This is a genomic window from Enterobacter cloacae complex sp. P29RS (genome assembly GCF_014893445.1).
GTDB lineage: Bacteria > Pseudomonadota > Gammaproteobacteria > Enterobacterales > Enterobacteriaceae > Enterobacter > Enterobacter intestinihominis.
In genome coordinates this window covers 1-20,445 of the sequence record NZ_JADBPZ010000012.1, presented here as the reverse complement: position 1 = coordinate 20,445, position 20,445 = coordinate 1, and the positions used below count along the sequence as shown (strand labels likewise).

16 protein-coding genes are annotated in these 20,445 nt (G+C 56.4%); 7 read left to right on the top strand and 9 right to left on the bottom strand.

All coding sequences use genetic code 11. From position 1 onward, the window contains the following. Nucleotides 1-25 precede the first annotated feature (25 nt). Nucleotides 26-2,323 carry an EAL domain-containing protein gene (locus IM282_RS10860; RefSeq protein WP_058646175.1) on the top strand — a complete coding sequence of 766 codons (2,298 nt, stop codon included), beginning with the start codon at nt 26-28 and terminating at the stop codon, nt 2,321-2,323. Here IM282_RS10860 and ppx read toward each other — a convergent pair. From ppx to purM, 4 genes are all read right to left on the bottom strand, one after another. After that, nucleotides 2,271-3,809: an exopolyphosphatase gene (gene ppx / locus IM282_RS10855; RefSeq protein ID WP_003860570.1), complete on the bottom strand. Its 1,539-nt coding sequence runs from the start codon at nt 3,807-3,809 to the stop codon at nt 2,271-2,273. The genes IM282_RS10860 and ppx overlap by 53 nt on opposite strands. Nucleotides 3,810-3,812: 3 nt before the next feature. Beyond that, nucleotides 3,813-5,873: a polyphosphate kinase 1 gene (gene ppk1, locus IM282_RS10850; RefSeq protein WP_006811494.1), complete on the bottom strand. Its 2,061-nt coding sequence runs from the start codon at nt 5,871-5,873 to the stop codon at nt 3,813-3,815. A gap of 204 nt (nt 5,874-6,077) precedes the next feature. Continuing rightward, nucleotides 6,078-6,719, bottom strand: coding sequence for a phosphoribosylglycinamide formyltransferase (gene purN, locus IM282_RS10845; RefSeq protein WP_192970393.1), 642 nt, complete (start codon nt 6,717-6,719; stop codon nt 6,078-6,080). Beyond that, nucleotides 6,716-7,753 (bottom strand): phosphoribosylformylglycinamidine cyclo-ligase, encoded by a 1,038-nt coding sequence (purM, locus tag IM282_RS10840; protein WP_023300680.1) that lies wholly within the window; start codon nt 7,751-7,753, stop codon nt 6,716-6,718. Before purM ends, purN begins: the two co-directional genes overlap by 4 nt. A 266-nt stretch (nt 7,754-8,019) precedes the next feature. On the opposite strand from purM, the gene IM282_RS10835 reads away from it, so the two are divergent. The 4 genes from IM282_RS10835 (at nt 8,020) to IM282_RS10820 (ending at nt 12,465) form a co-directional block, all read left to right on the top strand. Next, nucleotides 8,020-9,450 (top strand): 6-phospho-beta-glucosidase, encoded by a 1,431-nt coding sequence (locus IM282_RS10835; RefSeq protein ID WP_192970392.1) that lies wholly within the window; start codon nt 8,020-8,022, stop codon nt 9,448-9,450. Nucleotides 9,451-9,667: 217 nt separating this feature from the next. Then, complete coding sequence (gene upp / locus IM282_RS10830; RefSeq protein ID WP_022648979.1) at nt 9,668-10,294, top strand: uracil phosphoribosyltransferase; 627 nt, start codon at nt 9,668-9,670, stop codon at nt 10,292-10,294. A gap of 82 nt (nt 10,295-10,376) precedes the next feature. Then, nucleotides 10,377-11,666, top strand: coding sequence for a uracil permease (gene uraA, locus IM282_RS10825; RefSeq protein WP_022648978.1), 1,290 nt, complete (start codon nt 10,377-10,379; stop codon nt 11,664-11,666). A 97-nt stretch (nt 11,667-11,763) separates the two neighbouring features. Continuing rightward, a complete protein-coding gene (locus IM282_RS10820) occupies nt 11,764-12,465 on the top strand; it encodes a DnaA inactivator Hda (RefSeq protein WP_211482948.1) in 702 nt (233 codons plus the stop codon). A gap of 76 nt (nt 12,466-12,541) precedes the next feature. Here the strand turns inward: IM282_RS10820 and IM282_RS10815 are convergent, their stop codons facing one another. From IM282_RS10815 to celB, 3 genes are read right to left on the bottom strand one after another with little or no spacing between them, the layout of a single operon-like run. Continuing rightward, on the bottom strand, nt 12,542-13,960 hold the full coding sequence (locus IM282_RS10815) for a M17 family metallopeptidase (protein ID WP_063850019.1): 1,419 nt from the start codon (nt 13,958-13,960) through the stop codon (nt 12,542-12,544). After that, a complete protein-coding gene (locus IM282_RS10810; RefSeq protein WP_192970391.1) occupies nt 13,960-14,916 on the bottom strand; it encodes a N(4)-(beta-N-acetylglucosaminyl)-L-asparaginase in 957 nt (318 codons plus the stop codon). The genes IM282_RS10815 and IM282_RS10810 overlap by 1 nt, the downstream gene beginning before the upstream one ends. A gap of 3 nt (nt 14,917-14,919) precedes the next feature. After that, complete coding sequence (gene celB / locus IM282_RS10805) at nt 14,920-16,239, bottom strand: PTS cellobiose transporter subunit IIC (protein ID WP_023306683.1); 1,320 nt, start codon at nt 16,237-16,239, stop codon at nt 14,920-14,922. Between the two features lie 147 nt (nt 16,240-16,386). Here celB and IM282_RS10800 point away from each other — a divergent pair, with 147 nt between their 5' ends. Continuing rightward, the gene (locus IM282_RS10800; RefSeq protein ID WP_032623803.1) at nt 16,387-17,211 is read left to right on the top strand and encodes a homeodomain-like domain protein; all 825 of its coding nucleotides are present in this window, start codon (nt 16,387-16,389) and stop codon (nt 17,209-17,211) included. Here IM282_RS10800 and arsC read toward each other — a convergent pair. Together arsC and bepA are read right to left on the bottom strand one after the other, a co-directional pair. Then, on the bottom strand, nt 17,208-17,564 hold the full coding sequence (arsC, locus tag IM282_RS10795) for an arsenate reductase (glutaredoxin) (protein ID WP_022648973.1): 357 nt from the start codon (nt 17,562-17,564) through the stop codon (nt 17,208-17,210). The two genes, IM282_RS10800 and arsC, sit on opposite strands and share 4 nt — an antisense overlap. A gap of 13 nt (nt 17,565-17,577) precedes the next feature. After that, nucleotides 17,578-19,041 carry a beta-barrel assembly-enhancing protease gene (gene bepA, locus IM282_RS10790; protein ID WP_003860547.1) on the bottom strand — a complete coding sequence of 488 codons (1,464 nt, stop codon included), beginning with the start codon at nt 19,039-19,041 and terminating at the stop codon, nt 17,578-17,580. A 220-nt stretch (nt 19,042-19,261) separates the two neighbouring features. Here bepA and IM282_RS10785 point away from each other — a divergent pair, with 220 nt between their 5' ends. Then, a complete protein-coding gene (locus IM282_RS10785) occupies nt 19,262-20,326 on the top strand; it encodes an AI-2E family transporter (protein WP_003860546.1) in 1,065 nt (354 codons plus the stop codon). Nucleotides 20,327-20,445: the final 119 nt, after the last annotated feature.

The window sequence follows — 20,445 nt, the reverse complement described above, 5'->3', positions numbered from 1 at the left end:
GCGCAAGGGTTGTAAACGAGCATCTATGAATATTCACCACATCCTGAAGCAAAATAAAGACCGCTGGTGGGCACTTCCTCTTATATTACCCGTCGTGTTACTCCCGGTGCTTAGTGTGGCTAATACCTTAACGCAGCTGGGCGACGGTATCGTTGCGCTCTATTATCTCCCGCTCTCCTTTCTGCTGACGCTGATGTTGTTCTTTGGCCTGGAAGCCCTTCCCGGAGTGGTGGTGTCGCTGTTTTTACGTTATTACCCGTCCGTTGGGCTGTTTGAAACCGTGACCGGCATTCTACATTTTATCGTCCCCCTGGTGCTCAGCTGGGGCGGTTACCGCGTGTTTGCGCCCCGACGCAATATGACCGCTTACGGTGACATACGCCTGATGGGGCAACGTATCTTCTGGCAGGTGTTTTGCCCGGCAACGCTTTTTCTGGTGCTATTTCAGTTTGCGGTTTATCTCGGGGTCTATGAGAGCCGCCAGAGCCTTGCAGGATTGAATCCCCTCAATATTCGGACCCTTATTAACTATCAGGGGCTGCTGGTGAGCGGGCTGACGGGTGTGCCGCTAAGCTACCTGCTGATCCGCCTGATACGTCATCCGCGCTATATCAAGGGACTGATGTCCCAGCTCCGCACGCAAATAGACAAAAAGGTGACGGCCGTTGAGTTTGTGGTGTGGTTTTTAGCTCTTGGTGGGTTGCTGGCCATGCTGCTGCTGCCCATGAATGAAAACAGTTCCATTTTCAGCACCAACTACACTTTGTCACTGCTGATGCCCGTGATGCTCTGGGGGGCGATGCGCTTTGGCTACAAGCTGATGTCAATCATCTGGACGCCGGTCCTGCTGGTGTCGATTCACTTTTTTTATCACTACATTCCGGTGCAGGGGGGTTATGGCATTCAGCTGGCGATCACTTCATCCAGCTATCTGGTCTTTTCCTTCGTTGTGACGTACATGTCGATGCTGGCGACACGCCAGCGGACCATCAATATTCGCTCCCGCAGTCAGGCTTTTCTCGATCCGGTGGTGCATATGCCCAACCTGCGGGCGCTGTCGCGAGAGCTGGCCAGTAACCCCTGGTCGGCGCTCTGTTTACTGCGCGTGCCCGAGCTGGAAGTGCTGGGGCGTAATTACGGCGTACTGCTACGGATCCAGTATAAACAGCAGCTGGCGCAATGGATAAATGGCACCCTTCAGCCAAAAGAGCAAGTCTATCACCTCACCGGATATGACATGGCGGTGCGTCTGGAGGCGGAGTCGCATCAACAGCGCATTGAGACGCTGGACGAGCATATTAAGCAGTTTGTTTTTATCTGGGATGGTATGCCGGTGCAGCCTCAGGTTGGCGTGAGCTACTGCTATGTACGCTCACCCGTCAATCACCTCTATCTGGTGCTGGGGGAACTGGGCATCGTGGCTGACCTCTCCCTCTCAACGAATCACCCGGAAAATCTTCAGCAGCGCGGGGCTGTTCACTTGCAGCGTAGCCTGAAAGATAAGGTGGCGATGATGAGCCGTTTGCAGACAGCGCTGGAGCAGAACGCTTTTAGCCTGTTAGTTCAGCCCGTTCGCGGCCTGCGCGGCGATCATTACCACGAAGTGCTGCTGCGAATGCGTGATGATAACGGGGCGCTGATCTTTCCCGAGCAGTTCCTGCCCATAGCACAGGAGTTTGGTTTATCGTCGCGTGTCGATTTATGGGTACTGGAGCGTACGTTGAGTTTCCTGGCACAGCACCGCCAGCGTTTGCCGGGCCAGCGCTTTGCCATCAACCTCGCACCTTCAACCGTCTACCGGGCGCAGTTCCCGCTTGAAGTGAGCCGCCTGTTAGCCAGATATGCCGTTGAAGCATGGCAGCTGATCTTTGAAGTGACCGAAAGTAGCGCCTTTGGTCATGCGGATCTGGCGGCATCCACCCTCAGGCAATTGCAAAAAATGGGAATACGGATCGCCATTGATGATTTTGGCACCGGCTACGCCAGCTATGCGCGGTTAAAAAGCGTGGACGCCGACATTCTCAAAATCGACGGCGGCTTTATTCGCAATATTGTCAGCAACAGCCTGGATTACCAGATCGTGGCATCCATTTGCCATCTGGCCCGGATGAAGAAAATGCTGGTGGTGGCGGAATGTGTGGAAACAGAAGAGATACGTAGCGCGGTGCACGCGCTAGGTATCGATTATGTGCAGGGCTACTTGATTGGATTGCCAGTTGAGCTTGATACGTTGCTCGAAACACAGCCTTCTCAGGAGAACGCCTTAGCCGTTACGCTGCCGCCTCAGAACTCTCTTCTTCAATCTTCAACAGCCAGCCGGTGACCGCTTCCCAGTACTGCTGCTCTTTTTCCAGATCCAGCAGCACCAGCGCGTTCTGGCTAAACCAGTCGTGCGGGAAGCTCAGCGTCCAGTGATAGTCATCCGTTTTAAGCTTCAACGTCGGCGGCGTGGTGGTCGCCTGTCGCTGATTATTGAGCAGCACGCCCAGGCGCAGAAGCTGAATGAGTGGCAGGAACTGCTTTTTCTTAAATAGCGTAAAGCGCGGCAGATCGTCGAGCTTGATGGCTTTGCGGTGATAGCGCACCAGCGTCGCCATCATGGTTTGCTGCTCCTGGTTGAAGCCAGGCAGATCGCTATTTTGCAGAATATAGGCTGAATGGCGATGCATTCCGCTGTGGTTAATGTTCAGCCCCACCTCATGCAGCATCGCGGCCCATTTTAACAGCGCGGCCAGCTGCGGATGCGCCAGCTTTGGATTCTGCTCCTCCCACTGCTCGTACATCTGAACCGTGGTTTCCAGCACCCGTTTCGCCTGTTCGCGGTCGATATTGTACTGGTTGGCAAGGCTCTGCGCGGTGCGGCTGCGAATATCCTGATGACGGAAACGGCCTTCCATCTCATACAGCACACCTTCGCGCAGGGCGCCGTCAGAGAGGCGCAGCTCTTTGATCGCCAGCGCGTCAAACACGCCGCAGAGGATCGCCAGCCCCGGTACGAACACCGCTTTACGCTCGTCGGACAAGCCCGGCAGACTCAGGGCGTCGAAGCTCTTGTGCTTAAGCACCTCTTCGGTGAGTTTCACCAGGCGCTCAGGCGTAATAAACCCGTCCTTTTCACCCATCGCCAGCAGCACTTCATGGGCCGCTTTAATCGACCCCGATGCGCCCAGCGCCACGTTCCAGCCCTGAATACGATACTGCCAGGCCAGATTTTCCAGTTTTTGCACGGCGGCCATGCGCGCGCGCTGGAAGTTTTCGCGGGTGATGACGCCGCCCGGAAAATACATTTGCGCGAAGCTGACGCAGCCCATACGGCGGCTTTCAACCAGACGCGGCTCGAAATCTTCGCCAATCACCAGTTCGGTTGAGCCTCCGCCGATATCAATCACCAGCTTGCGGCCTTTTTCCGGCTGCGTATGCTCCACGCCCATAAAAATCAGGCGCGCTTCTTCGTTACCAGAGATGATCTCAATCGGGTAGGGGATAACCTTTTCCGCGCGCTTAAGAAATTCCGGCGCGTTCAGCGCCTGGCGTAGCGTATGCGTCCCGACGATGCAGACGCTGGACGGCGAAAAGCCTTGCAGACGTTCTGCGAACAGCGACAGGCAGTTAAGCCCGCGCTCCATTGCCTCTTCGCTCAGCATGTTACGCGCGTCGAGCCCATCGGCCAGATGCACGCGCTGCTTCAGACGACCGATGATCTGCATCGCGCCATCCACCTCGCGGGCGATGACCATATGGAAACTGTTTGAGCCAAGATCGACCGCAGCGAACTCCTGCGGGCGTGGGGTATTATCGTTTATTGGCATAGGTTAATCGGGTTGCTCAAGTGATTTGATGTAATCGTAAATCGCCAGCTGCGACCGCACTTTACGGCGATTGCCGCGCGGTACATAGCGATTACTGAGTTCTTTGTCGATATAACGTGCTTTCACCGTATCGCTGAACAGGATCTCAATAATGTCCAGGATACGCTGCTTCAGGCGAGGATCCAGCAGCGGTGCCGCCACTTCAATACGGTAATCAATGTTACGCGTCATCCAGTCGGCGGACGAGAGGTATACGCGCTTATCACCGGCGTTATCGAAAATATAGACGCGATCGTGTTCAAGATAGCGATCCACAATGCTGATCACGCGGATGTTGTCGCTGATGCCTTCCAGTTCCGGAATGAGCGAGCACATGCCGCGAATGAGCAGATTTACCGGAACGCCGGAGCTGGAGGCCGCATACAGGCGATCCACCAGGCCTTTGTCCACCAGATTGTTGAGCTTCAGCGTGATGCCGGACGACAAGCCGTTCTGCGCATTGGCAATCTCTTTGTCGATCATATCGTACAGCAGGCGCCGTGAGTTCTGCGGTGACACCAGCAGATAATCGAAGCTCACCGGGCGGTACGGGTTCTCAATGAAGTTGAACACCCGACGCACTTCGTTGGTGATGCGGGCATCGGCAGTCAGCAGCGAATAGTCGGTGTAAATACGCGCGGTTTTCTCGTTAAAGTTCCCGGTACCGATATGGGCGTAGCGCACCACGTCGTCGCCCTCTTTACGGGAGATCAGGAACAACTTGGCGTGAATTTTCAGCCCCGGCGCGGAGAAGATGACGTGCACGCCCGCTTCCGTCAGTCGGCGTGCCCAGTGGATGTTGGCCTCTTCGTCGAAGCGAGCCTGGAGCTCAACCACCACGGTCACTTTCTTGCCGTTGTGCGCCGCGTGGATCATCGCATCGATGATGCGGGAATCTTTCGCCACGCGATAAATGTTGATTTTAATCGCCAGCACGTTCGGATCGAACGAGGCCTGACGCAGCAATTCCAGCACGTGTTCAAAGGTGTGATACGGATAGTAGAGCAGCACATCCCGCTCGCGGATGGCATCGAACCCGTTGCGGAATTTATCGAACCAGATATGGCGCAGGCGCGGCAGCGGTTTGTTTACCAGATTGGCTTTGCCGACGTTCGGGAAGCCAATGAAATCTTTAAAGTTGTGGTAACGCCCACCGGGGATTATGGAGTCGTAGCGGGAGATGGTCAGCTTATCGCGCAGCATCTCCACCATCGCGTCCGGCATATCGCGCTGATAGACAAAACGCACCGGCTCTGCCGTCAGGCGCTGCTTGAGGCTGGAAGACATCAGTTCCATCAGGCTGGCCTCCATCTCATGCACCAGATCGTACTCGGCATCACGGGTCATCTTCATCGAGTAGGCGTTGAGCGCGTCGTAATCGAAGAAACCTTTGAAGATATCGTCCAGACAGTAGCGCAGAATGTTATCCAGCAGGATCATCGGCTTACGTCGGCGCGGGGTTTCCGGCGGCAGATTTACAAAGCGCGGGACTTTATCAGACGGTATTTCCAGCAGCGCGTAGTTAATGGTCTCACCACGAATGATTTCTACCGCCAGATAGGTGTAATCATCTTTCAGGAACTGCACCAGATCGGTTTCACGGTTGATCAGAATCGGGGTGATATGCTGGCGCAGATAGTGTTTGAAATAGTGGCGCAGCCAGTTTTGCTGATTCGCGGAGAGCTGGCGTTCGTTGATCAAGAAGATTTGGTTGCGTGCCATTTCCAGCAGCAGCTCGTTATAGAGGCCATCAAATTCCTGATCGGCTTTCATGACGCGAGACTGGATTTTTCCAAGCAGATGCCGCGAGTGGGAGTTTAAGCCCTGTTCTTCGCTGATGATGATTCGGCGTTTCAGTTCGGCGAAGCGAACCTTGTAGAACTCATCCAGATTGTTGGAATAGATGCCTAAAAAACGCATACGCTCAATCAGCGGGTTGCTTTTATCGGCCGCTTCCTGAAGTACACGTTCGTTGAATGCTAACCAGCTTAGCTCTTTCTCGATATATAACTTTTCCTGACCCATTACAGCTCACACTCCAGTTCAATCACAGGACGTGGTAAATCCGTCTCGTCCTTATTATGGCGAGCATTTCCACGATATGTCCAACAGTGCCAGAAAAGTATGACAGTTATTTTTTTTGTTGGGGATTTTAGGGGGTTGGAGAAGGGAATATCGGGTAATGCAATATGTAGGTCGGGTAAGCGCAGCGCCACCCGACAGAACAAACTACTCTTCAGCCACATGACCCTGCGGGGGCAACTTCACGCCGTCCAGCCAGGCGGCACCGTCGCGCATCTCAAGACGGCCGTCAACAAACCAGCTTACCACCAGCGGATAAATGGCATGTTCCTGAGCCTGTACACGTTCGGTCACGTCGTCTTCGTTGTCACCGTCAAAGACCGGTACTTTTGCCTGCAAAATGACCGGACCGCCGTCCAGCTCGTCGGTAACGAAATGCACGGAGGTACCATGCTCCTCATCGCCGTTCTCCAGCACCTGACGATGGGTATGCAGGCCAGGATATTTCGGCAGAAGAGAAGGGTGGATATTCAGCAAACGTCCGTTGTAATGCGCGACGAAGGCCGGGCTCAGGATACGCATGTAGCCCGCCAGCACCACCACGTCAGGCGCGTAGGCGTCAATCTCCTGCACCAGCTCACGGTCAAAGGCTTCACGCCCGGCGAACTGGCTGGCTTCCAGCGCGTGCGCAGGAATGTTCGCTTCCCGCGCGCGCTCAAGGCCGAACGCATCGGCCTTGTTGCTGAATACTGCCCGAATGGTGCCATTGATTTTCTTCTGTTTGCAGGCGTCTATGATTGCCTGCAAATTGCTTCCGTTGCCGGAAATGAGCACCACGATGTTTTTCATTCAATGACCACACGCTGTTCGGAATCGGAAGCTTTAATCGTACCGATTTTCCACGCGTTTTCACCTTTTTCTGTCAGCAGCTTAACCGCTTTATCCGCTTCGCTGGCGGGCAGGGCGATAACCATGCCCACGCCGCAGTTAAAGGTGCGGTACATTTCATGCTCGCTCACGTTGCCTGCGGTTTGCAGCCAGTTGAAGACGGACGGCCACTGCCATGAGGAGGCGTCGATCACCGCCTGGGTATTGTCCGGCAGCACGCGCGGAATGTTTTCCCAGAAGCCGCCGCCAGTAAGGTGAGCGATGGCGTGCACGTCAACGTTCTCAATCAGCTCCAGCACGTTTTTCACGTAGATGCGGGTCGGGGCCAGCAGGTGATCGGCCAGCGGTTTGCCGTCCAGCTCGGTGGTCAGCGGGTCGCAACCGCTCACTTCGAGGATCTTACGCACCAGAGAGTAGCCGTTGGAGTGCGGACCGCTGGAGGCCAGCGCAACCAGCACATCGCCGTCAGCCACTTTGCTGCCGTCGATAATTTCTGATTTTTCTACCACGCCGACGCAGAAGCCTGCGACGTCATAATCTTCACCGTGATACATGCCGGGCATTTCAGCGGTTTCACCGCCGACCAGCGCACAGCCGGATTGCAGACAGCCTTCGGCGATACCGTTAATGACGCTGGCTGCGGTATCCACATCCAGCTTGCCGGTCGCGTAGTAATCCAGGAAGAACAGCGGCTCAGCGCCCTGTACCACCAGGTCGTTGACGCACATCGCCACCAGATCAATACCAATCGTATCGTGACGCTTAAGATCCATCGCCAGGCGCAGTTTTGTACCGACACCATCCGTACCCGAGACCAGCACAGGTTCACGATATTTTTGCGGCAGCGCGCACAGTGCGCCGAATCCACCCAGGCCACCCATCACTTCCGGGCGGCGGGTTTTTTTCACCACACCTTTGATTCGGTCAACCAGCGCATTACCTGCGTCAATATCAACACCGGCATCTTTGTAGCTGAGAGAAGTTTTGTTGGTCACGGCTTAAATCCCCACGCGATTGCATAGCTAGTAAGAAAAATCGGCGCAATTCTAACAGTCCAGGCAAACGTTTGCGAGCCTATTCTCGGCGCGAGGATCTTTTTTTCTGTGCGGACTGTCCAGGGCAACAAACTTGACTCTGTTCACGAAAATGAAACCGGTTTCGGCGATCTGCTTGCAACGGATATCCCCTTTGCACATCATCAAAATGAAACCGGTTTCTGTAACTGTTTTTGCAGAAAATAACGCAGAATGAGGGAAAGCGAATGTCAGGATTTAAAGCAGGTTTTCTGTGGGGTGGGGCCGTTGCGGCGCACCAGCTTGAAGGCGGCTGGAAAGAGGGCGGCAAGGGCGTGAGCGTTGCCGATGTCATGACGGCAGGTGCCCACGGGGTACCGCGTAAAATCACCAACGGCGTGCTGGAGGGGAAAAATTACCCAAACCACGAAGCCATCGACTTTTACCACCGCTATAAAGAAGACATCAAACTCTTTGCCGAGATGGGGTTCAAATGCTTCCGCACCTCCATTGCCTGGACGCGTATCTTCCCTAAAGGCGACGAGCTGGAGCCGAACGAAGCGGGACTCAAATTCTATGACGATCTTTTCGACGAGTGCCTGAAGCACGGCATCGAGCCGGTGATCACGCTTTCCCACTTCGAGATGCCTTTCCACCTCGTAACGGAATACGGCGGCTGGCGTAACCGTAAGCTGATCGACTTCTTTGTCCGCTTCGCGAAGGTCGTTTTTGAGCGCTATCAGCATAAAGTGAAGTACTGGATGACCTTTAACGAGATCAATAACCAGGCCAACTTTCACGAAGACTTTGCGCCGTTTACCAACTCCGGGCTGAAATATGCCCCGGGAGAAGATCGCGAGCCGGTGATGTTCCAGGCGGCGCACTATGAGCTGGTGGCCAGCGCCCTGGCGGTGAAAGCGGGGCGCAAGATCAACCCATCACTACACATCGGCTGCATGATTGCCATGTGCCCCATCTATCCGCTGACCTGTGCCCCGGACGACATGATGATGGCGATGAACGCCATGCATCGCCGCTACTGGTTCACCGACGTTCACGTGCGCGGCAAGTATCCGCAGCATCTGCTCAACTACTTTGAACGTCGCGGCTTCGCGCTGGATATCACCGAAGAAGATAAAGTGGCGTTGACGCAGGGCTGCGTGGATTACATCGGGTTCAGCTACTACATGTCGTTCGCCACCAAAGCGACGGCGGATAATCCGACGCTGGATTACGACGAGAGCAAGAGCCTGGTTTCTAACCCGTACGTGCAGAAATCGGACTGGGGCTGGCAGATCGATCCTGTCGGGCTGCGCTACTCTCTGAACTGGTTCTGGGATCACTATCAGCTGCCGCTGTTTATTGTGGAAAACGGCTTTGGCGCGATCGACGTGCTGGAGAGCGACGGCACGGTGAACGACCAGTACCGCATCGACTACCTTTCCGCCCACATCCGCGAGATGAAAAAAGCGGTGGTGGAAGACGGCGTGGATCTGATGGGCTATACCCCGTGGGGCTGTATCGACCTGGTCTCTGCCGGCACTGGCGAGATGAAGAAACGCTACGGTTTTATCTTTGTCGATAAAGATAACGAAGGTAACGGCACGCTGAACCGCAGCAAGAAGAAATCGTTCGACTGGTATAAGCAGGTGATTGCGAGCAACGGCGATAACCTGTAATTGTCGGGTGGCGCTAACGCTTACCCGACCTACACTACACGTAGGCCCGCGTAAGCGCAGCGCCACCGGGCAAGACCCCGCACCCAAACCGGAGCCCAGCCTCCGGCTTTTTTGTTTTTGATTGATGTACATCAAGCAACATGGGTATGGCGCAATCCGAAAAAAGCGGTATAATCCCGCGATTTTTTTGCGGATGCCACCTCAGAGGAGAAAGAGAATGAAGATTGTGGAAGTGAAACACCCACTCGTTAAACACAAGTTGGGCCTGATGCGTGAGCATGACATCAGCACGAAGCGTTTTCGCGAACTGGCTTCTGAAGTGGGTAGCCTGCTGACCTACGAAGCGACCTCTGATCTGGAAACGGAAAAAGTGACCATCGAAGGCTGGAACGGCCCGGTACAGGTTGAGCAGATCAAAGGTAAAAAAATTACCGTGGTGCCAATCCTGCGTGCGGGTCTGGGCATGATGGAAGGCGTGCTGGAGCACGTCCCAAGCGCGCGTATCAGCGTGGTGGGTATCTACCGTAACGAAGAGACGCTTGAGCCGGTCCCATACTTCCAGAAGCTGGTCTCTAACATTGATGAGCGTATGGCGCTGGTAGTTGACCCGATGCTGGCGACCGGTGGTTCGATGATCGCCACCATTGACCTGCTGAAACAAGCAGGCTGCAGCAGCATCAAAGTGCTGGTGCTGGTCGCGGCGCCGGAAGGTATCGCGGCGCTGGAAAAAGCGCACCCGGACGTTGAACTCTATACCGCGTCTGTCGACCAGGGACTGAACGAGCACGGGTACATCATCCCGGGGCTCGGCGATGCCGGCGATAAGATTTTTGGGACTAAATAATCGAATAACGATAAAGAAGCCGACTTTGATAGTCGGCTTTTTTTTGAATAAAAACCAACAATGACACTCAGAGGAAAACACTATGACGCGCCGTGCTATCGGGGTGAGTGAAAGACCGCCGCTTTTACAGACAATCCCGCTTAGTTTGCAGCACCTGTTCGCCATGTTTGGCGCAACCGTGCTGGTGCCAATCCTGTTTCACATTAACCCGGCTACCGTGCTGCTGTTTAACGGCATCGGTACGCTGCTTTACCTCTTCATCTGTAAAGGCAAAATCCCGGCCTATCTCGGGTCGAGCTTCGCGTTTATCTCCCCGGTACTGCTGTTGCTGCCGCTGGGTTACGAGGTCGCGCTGGGCGGCTTTATCATGTGCGGCGTGCTGTTCTGCCTGGTCTCCTTCATCGTGAAGAAAGCGGGTACCGGCTGGCTGGACGTGATGTTCCCGCCTGCGGCAATGGGGGCAATCGTTGCCGTCATCGGCCTGGAACTGGCGGGTGTCGCGGCGAACATGGCTGGGCTGCTGCCTGCGGACGGTCAGTCACCGGATTCTAAAACCATTATTATTTCGCTGGTGACGCTGGGCGTGACGGTTTTCGGTTCCGTCCTGTTCCGCGGCTTTATGGCGATTATCCCGATCCTGATCGGCGTGCTGGCGGGTTACGCGCTCTCCTTCGTGATGGGCGTTGTGGATACCACACCGATTGCCGAGGCACACTGGTTCGCGCTGCCGACCTTCTACACCCCACGCTTCGAATGGTTTGCTATCTTCACCATTCTGCCTGCTGCACTGGTGGTGATTGCTGAGCACGTTGGCCACCTGGTGGTGACGGCGAACATCGTGAAGCGTGACCTGATCCGCGACCCGGGCCTTCATCGCTCCATGTTTGCCAACGGTTTCTCCACCATCATCTCCGGTTTCTTCGGCTCCACGCCAAACACGACTTACGGGGAGAACATCGGCGTAATGGCGATCACCCGCGTCTACAGCACCTGGGTTATCGGCGGCGCGGCGATCATCGCTATTCTGCTCTCCTGCGTCGGCAAACTGGCGGCGGCGATCCAGATTATCCCGGTTCCGGTGATGGGCGGCGTTTCCCTGCTGCTGTACGGGGTGATCGGTGCGTCCGGTATTCGCGTGCTGATTGAATCCAAAGTGGATTACAGCAAGGCGCAGAACCTGATCCTGACCTCCGTTATCCTGATCATCGGCGTGAGCGGCGCGAAGGTGCACATCGGCGCGGCAGAGCTGAAGGGTATGGCGCTGGCGACCATCGTCGGCGTGGGCCTGAGCCTGATTTTCAAGCTGATCTCGGTCATTCGTCCGGAAGAAGAAATCCTGGACGCTGACGATAGCGAAAAAGCACCACATTGATCCTTTAACCGGGCGGACGATCCGCCCGGTTCTCTCCTTGCTGGTTCCGTGTTAAACTCCATTCCGATTTTATGTAAGATCTCTGGTTGAGGTATTTCTGAACGGACCGGCACAGCTCTCTCTGCCACTTTATCTCCCTGACGACGAAACTTTCGCGAGTTTCTGGCCGGGTGATAACCCCTCTTTACTGGCTGCACTGCAAAACGTGCTGCGCCAGGAACACAGCGGATACATCTATATCTGGTCACGCGAAGGCGCGGGACGCAGCCACCTGCTGCATGCCGCCTGTGCGGAACTTTCGGCGCGCGGTGACGCGGTAGGCTATGTGCCGCTGGATAAACGCACCTGGTTTGTGCCTGAAGTGCTGGAGGGCATGGAACATCTCTCCCTGGTCTGCATCGATAATATTGAATGCGTGGCGGGAGACGAGCCGTGGGAAATGGCGATCTTTAACCTCTACAACCGCATTCTGGAGTCGGGCAAAACCCGGCTGCTGATCACCGGCGATCGTCCGCCGCGTCAGCTCAATCTGGGGCTGCCGGATCTGGCGTCTCGTCTGGACTGGGGGCAAATCTACAAGCTGCAACCGCTGTCGGATGAAGACAAACTCCAGGCACTTCAGTTGCGCGCCAGACTGCGCGGATTTGAACTGCCGGAAGACGTAGGCCGCTTCCTGCTCAAGCGTCTGGATCGGGAGATGCGCACGCTCTTTGATACGCTCGATCAGCTCGATCGCGCCTCCATCACCGCCCAGCGCAAGCTGACCATTCCGTTTGTGAAAGATATTCTTAAGCTGTAGTTATGCCGGGTGGCGGCTGCGCCTTACCCGGCCTACATTTGGCACCCGTAGGCCCGGTAAGCGCAGCGCCACCGGGCTAAAGATCCCCCATCAGGTGCTCAACCAGCAGCGGAATCGGTCTTCCCGACGCCACGCTTCTGCCGTTCTCACGCCACAGCGCCGTCCCGCTGATATCCAGATGTGCCCAGGGGATCGCCGGCGGACAGAAGTGATGCAGCAGCCACGCCGCCGAGGCGCTTATCGCCGCATTGTTAGTCGGCGTATTGCACAGATCGGCAATCGCGCTGTCGGTCTGCTTTTTCAGCCGTGCGTCCAGCGGCAGAGACCACACCTCGTCACCGCTCCGTTTGCCTGCCTGCGTCAACGCGGCGCGCAGCGGTTCATCCTGGGTCATCAGCCCGCTCAGCTCATACCCCAGCGCTTTCACCACTGCGCCCGTCAAAGTCGCCATATCAATGATGTAGCGGGCCTGCGGGTACCGCTGGCTGGCCCAGGCAATGGCGTCAGCCAGCACCAGCCGGCCCTCGGCATCGGTATTATTGATTTCAACGGTGGTTCCGTTACAGGCTGTTGCCACCGTGCCGGGCTGCATGGCGTCGGGGCCGATGGCGTTTTCCGCCAGCGCCAGCACGCCCATGATGCGCACGGGTAATTTCAGCTCCGCAACGGTCAGCATCAGCCCCAGTACGTTGGCCGCGCCGCACATGTCATATTTCATGGTGTACATGCCCGCGCCTTCCTTCAGCCACAGGCCGCCGGTGTCAAAGGTAATGCCTTTTCCCACGTAGCAGCGCATCGGGCCGTCGTTGGCACCATCATAATGAATAGCCAGCAGACGCGGCGGGCAGGTCGCCCCTTTGCCAACGGCGTGCAGCAGTCCAAGACCCTGCTCAGCAATATCTTTTTCGTTCAGCACCTCGCAGCGCAGGGCAGGGCTGGCGGCACACAGTTTTTGCGCCTCTTCCACCACAAACTGCGGCGTGCAGCGGTCGGACGGCATATCCGCCAGACGTCGCGCCGCGATCATGCCGAGCGCAATGGCCTGCTGCTGGCGGAAGGTCGTCTCCAGCTTCGCCTGCTGTTCCGGCAGGCAGAGGGCAGTGATGCAGGTAAGACGCACCGCTTCGTTCGTCTTCTTCAGCTTCAGGTCACTGAGCCTGTGCGCCTGATTAAAGAGAAAACGCAGCACCTGCGCCAGCACCACATCGTCGATATCCGTCACGTCCAGCACGAGTTCGGCGCTGGCGGGGGCGGTAAGCAGCGGTCGCAGGGCGGTGAGCAACCCTTCGGTCAGGGCGTCATGCCAGATCGTGTCCGGCAACAGAGTAATGCGCGCAAACGGCGCGCAGCCAAAGCGCGCGTCCGCGACGGTGCTCTGCTGGCGCATTTCAGCGACAAGAGCGCTATCCGGTAACAGGGAACTGTCAGCGCGCGCAATCAAATGGTTGTTCGGCTTCGCGTCTGAAAGCGCGTTGATAAACTGGTACGTGATCATCATGATTCCTCAATCGGCGCGCGGATCCGTGCGGCATAGGCCTGCATCCACTCCTCATCTACCGCGTGATAGTGCGTTTTCTCCCGCAGGCGTTCAGTACGAAAAACGGTGAGGGGCTGGCGAGCCGTCGCCACCACGAACGAGAAGGTTTTTATGTTGGTCGAGGCGCCAAATTCACCCTGGTTGTTCATGCACACCACGGAGAGATCGCCCGCGCGACCGAAGCGCGACATCAGCTTGTCTTCCAGTTCGAATACGACTGAATCCGCCGCCTGCTGCGGCGTCATCCCTTGCGCCATCCGGCGAACGATTTCGTAGCTGGTACAGCCCTTCATCAGGTCTTCACCGACGCCTGTGGCGGTGGCCGCGCCGGTTTCGCTGTCGCAGTAAAAGCCGGAGCCGATGATGGGTGAGTCACCGAGGCGACCGCGTTTTTTCATAAACAGGCCACTGGTGGAGGTGGCGACGCTCATCGAACCCTGTTTATCAAGGCCAATGATGCCGACGGTGTCATGTCCGTCGTAGGGGCTTAACCCCTTATCCAGCGTTTCGCGGCAGCGCTTGCGGTAGTGCTGCATGGCGCGATCCGTGAGCATAGTTTTGCCGGCAAAGCCCTGGCTCAGCGCCCATTCGCGCGCGCCCTGGCCGACCAGCAGGCTGTTATAGCGCTGACGGCTGAGCGCGTGCGCCACGCGCACCGGGTTGGCGATATCCACCAGATTCCCCACGGCGCCGAACGCCAGCGTGTCGCCGTCCATATACGCCGCGTCCAGCTCCACCTCGCCGTTCTCGGTCGGCAGGCCACCGTAGCCGACGGATTTATACAGCGGAAAGTCTTCCACGGCAGCGACGGCATCGACCACCGCCGAAGCGACCGGTTTTCCCGCCGCCAGGGCAGACGCGGATTCCGTTACCCCTTCAAGTGCCATTCGCCAGGTTGCGATAATTCCCCACATGCTTTACTCCTGTTTTGCAAGGGTGGTGTCGGGTTGCGTAGCGGTAGTCAGCTCCGCGGCGCGGTACTGTTTATCCACGATACGCATGAAAGGCAGGTACAGCATGGCGCCAATCAGCAGGTTGATCAGCTGCATCACGCTGCCGCTCAGGTGCCCGGTGACGATAAAGCCGCTGATAACCGGCGGCAGCGTCCAGGGAATAAACACCCCGGTGGTGACGGCGACCGCGCCAATTTTCATCGCCGCATACTGCACGGTGACCAGCACCAGCGGCACCAGATTAAACGGGATGAGCATGATCGGGTTCATGATCACCGGCAGGCCAAACAGGATCGGTTCGTTGATGTTAAATACCGAGGCTCCTGCGCCGAGGCGCGCCACTTCTCGCATGTTTTTGCTGCGGGCGAAAATCAACATCGCAATCACCAGCGACAGCGTGGCCCCCGCGCCCCCCATCCAGATCATGTCAAAAAACTGTTCCGTGATAATGTGCGGCGGTGTCGTTCCCGCCTGGATCGCGGCGATGTTGTCGGTCTGGTTTTCCATCCACAGCGGGCGAATAATGCCGTTGATCATCGAACCGGAGTTAATGCCCACTGACCACAGAATGGTGATACTGAATACGGTCATCAGCGCACCGAAATAAGAGGTGCCGTAGTGGCGCACCGGGGTGGCAACCACTTCATAAATAAACTGGTGGATGGTGTGGTAGTGGGTGTTTTCAAATATGATGCGGATAATAAGCACCAGAATCATCACCAGCAGGGCCGGGATCAGCGCCGCGAACGACTCCTGCACCGCCGGAGGTACGCCGTCCGGCATTTTGATGACCAGCTTTTTGCGCTTCAGCCAGCAGAACAGTTCCGTCCACAGCAGGGAACCGATCATCGCCACAAACAACCCTTTGCTGCCAATCCACTCCACCGGCATCACGGTAATGCCGCCGTTTTCCGCCACTTTGATAAAGGGCGTCAGGATCAGGAAGGCGACCAGCGCCAGGATGCCGCAGGAGATGCGGTCCTCGCCATAGTGCTCAGCCAGGCGGTAGGCCACCAGGAAGCTGATAAACAGCGACATGGTTGAGAATACCGCGTTGAATGGAATCTCTATAATCGCACTCCAGCTCTCACCAAAGGCCTGAGACATAAACTGCTGATAGGCCTGATTCGGGAAGGAGGAGATCACCAGCAGGATGGAGCCGACGATGATAAACGGCATGAATGAAACGTAGGCCCCACGAATGGCCCCAAGATGACGCTGCTGGGCCGTTTTCGCCGCCAGCGGCATCAGTTTTGCTTCAAGAAATCCCAGAACATTGTTCATTGTGAACTCCGTACAAGATTGAGAGGTGTTGTTTATGTTATGTCTGTGGATTATCAGTGAAGCGCGGCGAGCGAAAGGTGAAATCGGTCACAAAGCATTCGCTGCTCTACTATAAATCTCATGAGATTAGTTGCGGAGAGGGACGCGATGGAAATCAAACTGCATGCTAACGCCACCACCACACCGCGTATCCGTCGCTATCTTCAGCAGTCAGATAAAAGCGACAGAGAGCTAGCTGTTGAACTGGGGATCTCGGTCACCACCGTCAGGCGCTGGCGCAACCGCGACCAGGTTTCGGATAACCACACAACGCCAAAAGTGATACACAAAGCATTGAGACAAGAGCAGGCGGCACTGATAAATGCCCTGCGGGATATCACTGGGGCACCGCTGGATGAACTGCTGCTGCTGGTGAATGACGGACTCGGGATCGCCGTTTCCCGCGCGACCCTGAACCGCTACCTCAAACCGGCTTCGGTAAGACAAAAGGGGGCATCGTTGCAGGGCAAAAAGGCACTGAAGGCCGGTATCATGCCGCAGAAGCTACTTCTGCATCATCAGCCGCTATCGCTGCATATGGACGACGGTGGGGAGCAACACCTGCTCTGGGCGCGTGAACCCGTCAGCGGCTGGTGCTACGCCCGGCTTTATGCCGGTGTCTCGCCGCAGTTGCTGACCCGCTGGACGAACGAGGTGCTGGCTGCCTGTCCGGCTGATATTCAATCTATTGAGACTTTTGGGCTAGAAGTGAACTTGCCGGAGCATAACGTCATCGTAAAAGTGCATTCACAGTATTATCTTGCCCTTCAGGTCGCCGTGCCGTTACGTGAGATCATTCCGCGCGTGAATAGTGAACCGGCGGGAGAACTGTTGATCCAGCTGTGTGAATTTTTCAACCGGGGAAAAGCGCAGAAAAAGCTGGGGGAGAGTACGCCGCAGGCGTTTCTGGAAGCGCTGCGGCGTAACGATTAGACGATCCCGAGTACGTCTTCCGGCGGACGGCCGATACGCGCCTTGCCGTTCGCCACGACAATCGGGCGCTCAATCAGCTTTGGATTGTCGACCATCGCCTGAATCAGCCGATCTTCAGTGAGACTGGTATCGTTCAGATTGAGCGATTTATACAGATCTTCTTTCTGACGCATCAGCTCGCGTGCGCTGCCCATGTTCAGCATCTTCAGCAGCTGGCGGATCGTCTGCGCGTCCGGGGGCGTCTCCAGATACAACACCACTTCCGGATCGATGTCGTTAGACTTCAGCAAATTCAGAGTCTCGCGGCTCTTGGAGCAGCGAGGGTTATGGTAAATTTTTACCGCGTCTGTCATGACTTCTCCTTTATTACATCTTCTCGTACGGCTTAAAGCGTTGTTGCAGGCCACGCAGCTGGTCGATTCGCGCATCGTAGCGGGCCTGTTGCAGGCTGCCGAGCTTCACCTGTGAGCTGGCGCTGCTTAGCAGGGAAATGGCCTGATCGAGGCGCCCCGCCAGCGCCAGACCTTCCGCACGCGCGGCCAGCTCCTGATCGCGATTACCCAGTTGCCCCTGGGCCTGGGCGAGCAGCTCCCAGCCGTTCTGGTCATCTTTATTGTTAAAGGTATAGCGGTTCAGAATGGTCACCGCCTCGCCGGGCTGGCCGCCCTGTAAGTAGGCGTTCGCCAGGTTTAGCTGCAATACCGGATTGTTGCGAATGTCTTTAGCCCCTTTCAGACGGTTGATCGCATCGGTCGCTTTTTTCTGTCCTAAATCGATATCGGTTGCGAGGTCGAGATACCACGGATTGTCAGGCGCCGACGCCAGCAGCGGCTGTAGCGCTTTACGCGCTTCATCGTACTTGCTTGCTTCCATCGCCTGGAGTGCCTGACCATACTGCGCGGCGTTCTTCTCGCGCACGTTGCCTTTCGCCAGCGCGTCCAGCAGATCGCTGGTGAGCTGATTACGTCCGGAGTTGTACATGCCAAGCGTTCTCACTTTGGCCATGTAGAAATCCTGCGAGGACTGCACGACGACCGGACGCATCTGGTTAGCACGGTTACGCGCATCCGAGAGACGGCTTTCCGGCAACGGGTGGGTCAACAGAATTTCAGGCGGGCGCGACGAGTAGCGTGCCTGGTCGAGCAGTTTTTCCAGGAAGCTCGGCATGGCCTGCGGGTCAAAGCCGGAACGCTGTAAAACCTGAATGCCGATGCGGTCTGCTTCCTGCTCGTTCTGCTGGGTAAAGCTGATCATCCCCTGACGCGTTCCCGCCAGTGTCCCGGTAAGCGCCGCCATCCCGGCCTGCGGGCTGGCCATCGCCAGCAGAATAGAGCCCAGCGCGCCCACCCAGGTCAGGGGGGCGTTACGCTTCTGATCTTCCATCGCACGCGCCAGATGGCGCTGGGTGACGTGCGAAATTTCGTGCGCCATGACGGACGCCAGCTGGCTTTCGTTATCGGAATAACGGAACAACGCCGAATGCAGCACCACGTTCCCGCCAAAGAAGGCGAAGGCGTTGATTTCGTCGTTATTGATTAAATAGAAGTGGAAGGGCGTTTTTACCGAGTCTGCGTGCGCCACCAGTCGCATCCCCAGACCGTTGATGTACTGCACCAGCAAAGGGTCGTTAATCAGCGGAGCACTGCCGCGCAGCTGGCGTACGTAATAATCACCCATCTGCATCTCCTGCCCGATGGAGAGCGTGCTTCCTGCCGTGGTGCCCATGTCCGGCAATGAATCGGACGAGTCAGCGAAAGCGGGCAACACCTGACCCACCGTCACGGCGGCAATCAGTGTCGCAACCAGTGTTTTTCTCAACTGCCTGAACATAACCACTGTCCTGTATGTTGGATGTGCTAATTTGACCGATGAACCCGCATAACGTTCATCTCCGCTGCTCTGCGAGTGTAGCCGTGTTAAGAGATGAAGAAAATCCCATTCATCAGGGTTTTGCGAAACCTGACAGTGAAACAAAAAGGAAAGTCTTTTTTGTGACAGTTAGATACAATTCACCGTCTCACTCCCGCCATTCGATTCAGGGAAGGGTTGTATGCTCGAAATGTTAATGCAGTGGTATCGGCGTCGGTTTAGCGATCCGGAAGCCATTGCTTTGCTGGTCATTCTGGTTGCCGGATTCGGTATCCTGTTCTTCTTTAGTGGCCTGTTGGCACCGCTTCTGGTGGCAATTGTGCTGGCGTATCTGCTGGAGTGGCCCACCGCGCGTCTGGAACATATCGGCTGTTCCCGACGCTGGGCGACCAGCATTGTCCTGGTGCTGTTTGTCGGCATTCTGCTGCTGATGTCCTTCGTGGTGATGCCCATCGCCTGGCAACAGGGGATCTACCTGATCCGCGACATGCCCGGCATGCTGAATAAACTGTCTGATTTTGCCGCCACGCTGCCGCGCCGCTATCCTGCGCTGATGGACGCCGGGATCATCGATGCGATGGCCGAAAACATGCGCGCCCGCATCATGACCATGGGTGACTCGGTGGTGAAATACTCTCTGGCCTCGCTGGTGGGGTTGCTGACGCTGGCGGTTTACCTTGTTCTCGTGCCGCTAATGGTGTTTTTCCTGGTCAAAGATAAAGAGCAGATGCTGAATGCGGTGCGCCGCGTGCTGCCGCGCAATCGCGGTCTCGCAGGACAGGTCTGGCAGGAGATGAACCAGCAGATCACCAACTACATTCGCGGCAAAGTGCTGGAGATGATTGTGGTGGGCGTGGCGACCTGGATTGGCTTCGTGATTTTCGGGCTGAACTACTCGCTGCTGCTGGCGGTGTTGGTCGGATTCTCGGTTCTGATCCCGTATATCGGCGCGTTTGTGGTGACCATTCCGGTAGTCGGTGTGGCGCTGTTCCAGTTTGGTCTGGGTACGGAGTTCTGGAGCTGTTTCGCCGTATACCTGATTATTCAGGGACTGGACGGGAACCTGCTGGTACCGGTGCTGTTCTCTGAAGCAGTTAACCTGCATCCGCTGGTGATTATCCTGTCAGTGGTGATTTTCGGCGGGCTGTGGGGATTCTGGGGCGTGTTCTTCGCCATTCCGCTGGCGACGCTGATTAAAGCCGTGGTCCACGCGTGGCCGGATGTGCCGGCGGTGGAAGAGAAGTAGATTTAGTGCGGGCTGATGCCCTCACCCCAACCCTCTCCCACGGGGCTGAGGGATCCCCAGTAATTTTTTTATGCAGAAGCAATAAAGTTGCTTTCTAAATGACTGAGGGCTGTCAGCGA

Bases quoted from the DNA above. Each gene is read 5' to 3' on its own strand.
- bepA (WP_003860547.1), bottom strand. From the start codon at position 19,041: ATGTTCAGGCAGTTGAGAAAAACACTGGTTGCGACACTGATTGCCGCC.
- purN (WP_192970393.1), bottom strand. From the start codon at position 6,719: ATGAAAAACATCGTGGTGCTCATTTCCGGCAACGGAAGCAATTTGCAG.
- IM282_RS10860 (WP_058646175.1), top strand. From the start codon at position 26: ATGAATATTCACCACATCCTGAAGCAAAATAAAGACCGCTGGTGGGCA.
- arsC (WP_022648973.1), bottom strand. From the start codon at position 17,564: ATGACAGACGCGGTAAAAATTTACCATAACCCTCGCTGCTCCAAGAGC.
- IM282_RS10785 (WP_003860546.1), top strand. From the start codon at position 19,262: ATGCTCGAAATGTTAATGCAGTGGTATCGGCGTCGGTTTAGCGATCCG.
- IM282_RS10815 (WP_063850019.1), bottom strand. From the start codon at position 13,960: ATGATCACGTACCAGTTTATCAACGCGCTTTCAGACGCGAAGCCGAAC.
- uraA (WP_022648978.1), top strand. From the start codon at position 10,377: ATGACGCGCCGTGCTATCGGGGTGAGTGAAAGACCGCCGCTTTTACAG.
- IM282_RS10800 (WP_032623803.1), top strand. From the start codon at position 16,387: ATGGAAATCAAACTGCATGCTAACGCCACCACCACACCGCGTATCCGT.
- IM282_RS10835 (WP_192970392.1), top strand. From the start codon at position 8,020: ATGTCAGGATTTAAAGCAGGTTTTCTGTGGGGTGGGGCCGTTGCGGCG.
- celB (WP_023306683.1), bottom strand. From the start codon at position 16,239: ATGAACAATGTTCTGGGATTTCTTGAAGCAAAACTGATGCCGCTGGCG.
- ppk1 (WP_006811494.1), bottom strand. From the start codon at position 5,873: ATGGGTCAGGAAAAGTTATATATCGAGAAAGAGCTAAGCTGGTTAGCA.
- ppx (WP_003860570.1), bottom strand. From the start codon at position 3,809: ATGCCAATAAACGATAATACCCCACGCCCGCAGGAGTTCGCTGCGGTC.
- IM282_RS10810 (WP_192970391.1), bottom strand. From the start codon at position 14,916: ATGTGGGGAATTATCGCAACCTGGCGAATGGCACTTGAAGGGGTAACG.
- upp (WP_022648979.1), top strand. From the start codon at position 9,668: ATGAAGATTGTGGAAGTGAAACACCCACTCGTTAAACACAAGTTGGGC.